At 62.6% G+C, this 4,039-nt stretch carries 5 protein-coding genes; 4 read left to right on the top strand and 1 reads right to left on the bottom strand.

The genetic code is table 11. The features are described from left to right. The 4 genes from J0I64_RS02710 to J0I64_RS02695 form a co-directional block, all read left to right on the top strand. On the top strand, nt 1-1,248 hold a 1,248-nt coding region (locus J0I64_RS02710; RefSeq protein WP_291406086.1), incomplete at its 5' end, for a HAMP domain-containing sensor histidine kinase. Next, entirely contained in the window at nt 1,245-1,934 is a 690-nt protein-coding gene (locus J0I64_RS02705) for a response regulator transcription factor (RefSeq protein WP_291406085.1), read from the top strand. The genes J0I64_RS02710 and J0I64_RS02705, both read left to right, overlap by 4 nt. 105 nt (nt 1,935-2,039) lie before the next feature. After that, entirely contained in the window at nt 2,040-2,231 is a 192-nt protein-coding gene (locus J0I64_RS02700) for a hypothetical protein (protein WP_291406084.1), read from the top strand. 183 nt (nt 2,232-2,414) lie between these two features. Then, nucleotides 2,415-3,338 carry a hypothetical protein gene (locus tag J0I64_RS02695; RefSeq protein ID WP_291406083.1) on the top strand — a complete coding sequence of 308 codons (924 nt, stop codon included), beginning with the start codon at nt 2,415-2,417 and terminating at the stop codon, nt 3,336-3,338. 35 nt (nt 3,339-3,373) lie between these two features. Here J0I64_RS02695 and J0I64_RS02690 read toward each other — a convergent pair. Continuing rightward, nucleotides 3,374-4,039: pentapeptide repeat-containing protein (locus tag J0I64_RS02690; protein WP_291406082.1), on the bottom strand; the 666-nt coding region annotated here is incomplete at its 5' end.

The raw sequence follows: 4,039 nt of genomic DNA, 5'->3' as shown, positions 1-4,039 counted from the left end.
ATGCGCGTTGCGCAGGTGATTTATGAAGGGCGCGAGCAGCAGGGCGACCTGCGCGCCGCCCGACTCGACATGGAGCGCGGCTTTGTGCGCTTGGCCCAAGAGGCGCGAGACCGCGCTGCGGCTGCGCCGAGCGGCGCGGAAACGCGGGCATTGCTGGCCGATGTCGAAAGCACGCGCCGCATGCTCGAACTTTATCACGCCATCGATCTTTCGGCCTCGCGCGCTTTCGTGCTGAAGCGGGATGGTCGTGTGGACGAGGCGATGGAGGTCTATCGACGCGAGGTCGATTTTCGGCTCGGCACCGAACTGACAGCCCTGCTCGACGATGCGATCGCCAACGACAAGCAGCGTCTGGAACGATCGCTTGCCGACTGGACCACGACGAGCGACGCCGCGAAAACTGCCGGCTATGCGTTCATCCTGATTTTTGTGCTCGCCGTTCTGTTCTCCTGGTTCCTGTTGGCGCGCCTTGGCGGGCGGCACGCTCCGGAGCTTGCGGCAGCCTTTGAAGCGCGCGCGGAAGAACTGCGCGAGGCCAATCGCCGATTGCGGGAGACGGACAGCCGGCGTGCGCAGTTCCTGGCCGATGTGAGCCATGAACTGCGCACGCCACTGACCATTCTGCGCGGAGAGGCCGACGTGGCCCTGCTGCCGGCCAGTTCACCGGGTGAGCAGCGCCACGCGCTCGAACGTATCCAGAGCCAGGCGGGCGACATGGCGCAACTGCTCGATGAACTCATCGCTTTTGCGCGCTCGGATGCGGATGCACAGGCGCTGTCGCTCAGCCGCATCCTCCTCGACGACGTGCTGGCGACCGCGGTCGAGGAAGGCGAGACGCTTGCCGAGCCGCGCGAAGTCACGATTGGCCTCGCCCTCGTCGACAAAAGCCAATGGATCGATGCGGATAGCCGCCGGCTCAAGCAGGCGCTGATCATCGGCATCGACAATGCCATCAATCATTCCCCGCCGGGCAGCCGGATCGACGTGCAGCTAAGCCGGCGAGAGAACGAGGCTGTGGTGACGATCCGTGATCAGGGACCTGGCCTCCACGATGTGGACGCGTCGCGCGTTTTCGATCGCTTCTATCGTGGCGAGAATTCACGCAATTCGTTCGGGCTGGGTATCGGCCTTGCCATTGCCAAGGGTATCGTCGAGCAGCACAACGGGACGATCAGCCTCGCCAATCTCGCGGATGGCGGCGCCGTACTGACCGTTTCGCTGCCTGTGCCGAAGGAACAGAGGTCGTGAATATTCTTGTCATTGAGGACGACCGGCGCATTGCCTCTTTCCTCGAACGGGGCCTTGCCGCCGAGGGTTACCACGTCAGCGTCGAGCAGGATGGGCGCGACGGTCTTGAGCGTTTGCGCGCCGATCCGTTTGATCTCGTGATCCTCGACCGTATGCTGCCCTATGTCGATGGCATGGAGGTTTGCAGGGTGATCCGCGAGGAGCGGCTTCCCGTCATGGTGCTGATGCTGACGGCCAAGGATAGTCTTCAGGACAAGATCGCCGGCCTCAAGGGTGGTGCCGACGATTACCTGACCAAGCCCTTTGCCTTTGACGAACTGCTGGCGCGCATTGTGGCGTTGCGCCGCCGCGAAAATGGCCATGACCAACCCAAGCTCTTGCGCGTCGGTGATATTACCCTCGATGCCGGCGCCCATCGCGTCAGCAAGAACGGGCAGCAGCTAAACCTGACGCTGCGCGAATTCGAGCTGCTGCGCTACCTGATGAGCAATGCCGACAAGGTGGTCAGCCGCCAGCGCCTGCTGAGCAGTGTCTGGGACTATGGCTATGATCCGGGAACCAAGATTGTCGATGTCTATGTGCGCTATCTGCGCCAGAAGATCGACAATCCCGAAGCGCCCTCGCTGATCCAGACGGTGCGCGGTGTTGGCTACATGATGTCGGCCGCGTCCAGCCCCGCGACATGATGGCTTCTCTCCAAATTCTAACCATTTTCTCAATATGGCCTAACCGCCCGGGCGTAGCGTTCCACCATGTTAGCGGCTCCTTGCCGGCTGAACGTGGAGTGGACGATGGACGAGTGGCCCCCGGTCAAATGCCCGCGCTTTGACGGCGAATGCGTCGAGTCCTATCGCCGGCGTTATGACAAGGTCGTCGAAATCGTCACCAATTTCCGCCGTGGCGTCTATCGCGGCGAGCAGGCCGATCACATGGAAGCCCTGCTGGAGCGCCTGCGCACCCCGGCCCTTGAGCACGTCTTCTAGCGCCGGCGCCCCGTTGCATCCCTAAAGGCAATATCTCAAGTTCGAGAAATCAATGCTCGAGCCTTCTAGTCTTGTGCCGTCACGACAAACGTGACGCTCACGCGACTGGATTGGCTCTGCCATCCGGGTCTGTCCGGCGATCCCGTCCAATCCACCGTGAGCCAGTTCACAGGGAGAGGACGCATGTCCAAAAGCCGCTTCTATTCAATCCTGGCCGTGTCGGCCTTGCTGGCTTCCACCGCCACCGCGCAGGACGCGGCAAAAGTCCTGATCGGCGAAGGGGCCATGGAATTCCCCGAAAGCATCACCTCGACAGCGGACGGCACGCTGTTCGCCGGTAGCGTCACCAAGGGCGTTGTCTACAAGGCCGCGCCAGGTGCGACCACCACGGAGGTTTTCATCAAGGCGCCTGAAGCCGGGCCTTCGGCCATTCTCGGCGTTTATGCCGACGAACCCAATGGCAATCTCTGGGTCTGTTATGCCGACATGGCCGCGTTCAGCGGGGCTGAATCCAAGCCCTCCGCGTTGCGCAGCTATGACCTAGTCTCGGGTGCGGCCAAGGCCAACTACACGTTTGATGGCACAAGCTTCTGCAACGACATCGCGACCACCGCCGACGGCACCGCCTATGCGGCCGATACGCTGGCCGGCCGGGTGGTTCGCACGGTTGGAGACGACAAGCTCGAAGACTGGGCTGTCGCCGAGAACCTGGCTGGCGCTGACGGCCTCTCCTTCGGCCCGGACGGCATGCTCTATGTGAACAGCGTCACCACCGGCAAGCTGCTGCGGATCGATGTCGGCAGCGATGGCGCGGCAGGTGACATAACCGAACTCACACTTTCCGAAGAGCTCAAGGGGCCGGACGGCATGCGCTTCGGGGATGATGGCGTGCTGTATCTAGCAGAGAATGCTGCCGGCCGGGTCGATGCGATCACCATCGATGGCGACAAGGCCACCGTTTCCCCGCTGCCGGGCGATGTCTATGACTTCCCGGCGGCCGTGACCAAGGTCGGCAAGACGCTCTGGGTTTTGGAAAGCAAGATCGGCAAACTCGGCGGCGCCGAAGACCCGGGCAAGTTCTACGCTTATCCGGTGGCACTGGACTGAAAATAGGCCGGTGGCGGTTTCCGCCACCGGCTCTGCTACTTCGCGCGCACGCTGAGGCCGACGGCCGTGCTGATATCGACGCCGGTAAAATCGGCACCCTCCGTCCAGGCCCTGGCGAATTTTGAACCGGTGATCACGGCGTCTAGGAAGACGGCATTGTTGAGTTTGACCTGGCGGAAGTCAGCGCGCTCGGCCGTTGCTCCGCTGAGGTCGGCACCCAAAAAACTGCCCTGGAAGAAGGTGCTATCCGAGAGGTTCGCGCCGATGAGTTTTGTCTGCCGCAGGTCGCCTTCGGGGGCATAGACATCGGAGAGGTCCGCCCCTGTCAGGTCGGCCCCCACGAGATCGACGCCGGTTGCATCAGAATCCGTCCAAACGACGCCCGCCATGCTGGCGCGGGGCAGCTTGGCATGCTGCACGTTCGCCCCAACCATGGTCGCGCCGGTCAGGGTCGCAGCCGAAAGATTGGTGCCGTAGAGAAGCGCGCCATCGAGGTCTGCCTGACTGAGATTAGCGAAGCGCAGGTCGCTTAGGTTGAGGTTAGTGCCGGTCAGGTCTGCCCCCGACAGATCGGCACGGGTGAGCAGCGAGCGGTGCATCCGCGCTTTGCTGAGATTGGCGCCGGCAAGATTGGCGCCGCTGAGGTCGCGATAGGTCAGGTTCTGCCCCGAAAGATCGCAACCCGGGCAATCCCGGCTCGT

Source organism: Devosia sp. (assembly GCF_017307565.1).
Taxonomy (GTDB): domain Bacteria; phylum Pseudomonadota; class Alphaproteobacteria; order Rhizobiales; family Devosiaceae; genus Devosia.
Note: the sequence above shows the minus strand (reverse complement) of the source record. Positions and strands in the feature narration are given on the sequence as shown.

Excerpts from the sequence above, each read along its gene's own strand:
- J0I64_RS02700 (WP_291406084.1), top strand. The coding sequence starts at position 2,040 with ATGGACGAGTGGCCCCCGGTCAAATGCCCGCGCTTTGACGGCGAATGC.
- J0I64_RS02695 (WP_291406083.1), top strand. The coding sequence starts at position 2,415 with ATGTCCAAAAGCCGCTTCTATTCAATCCTGGCCGTGTCGGCCTTGCTG.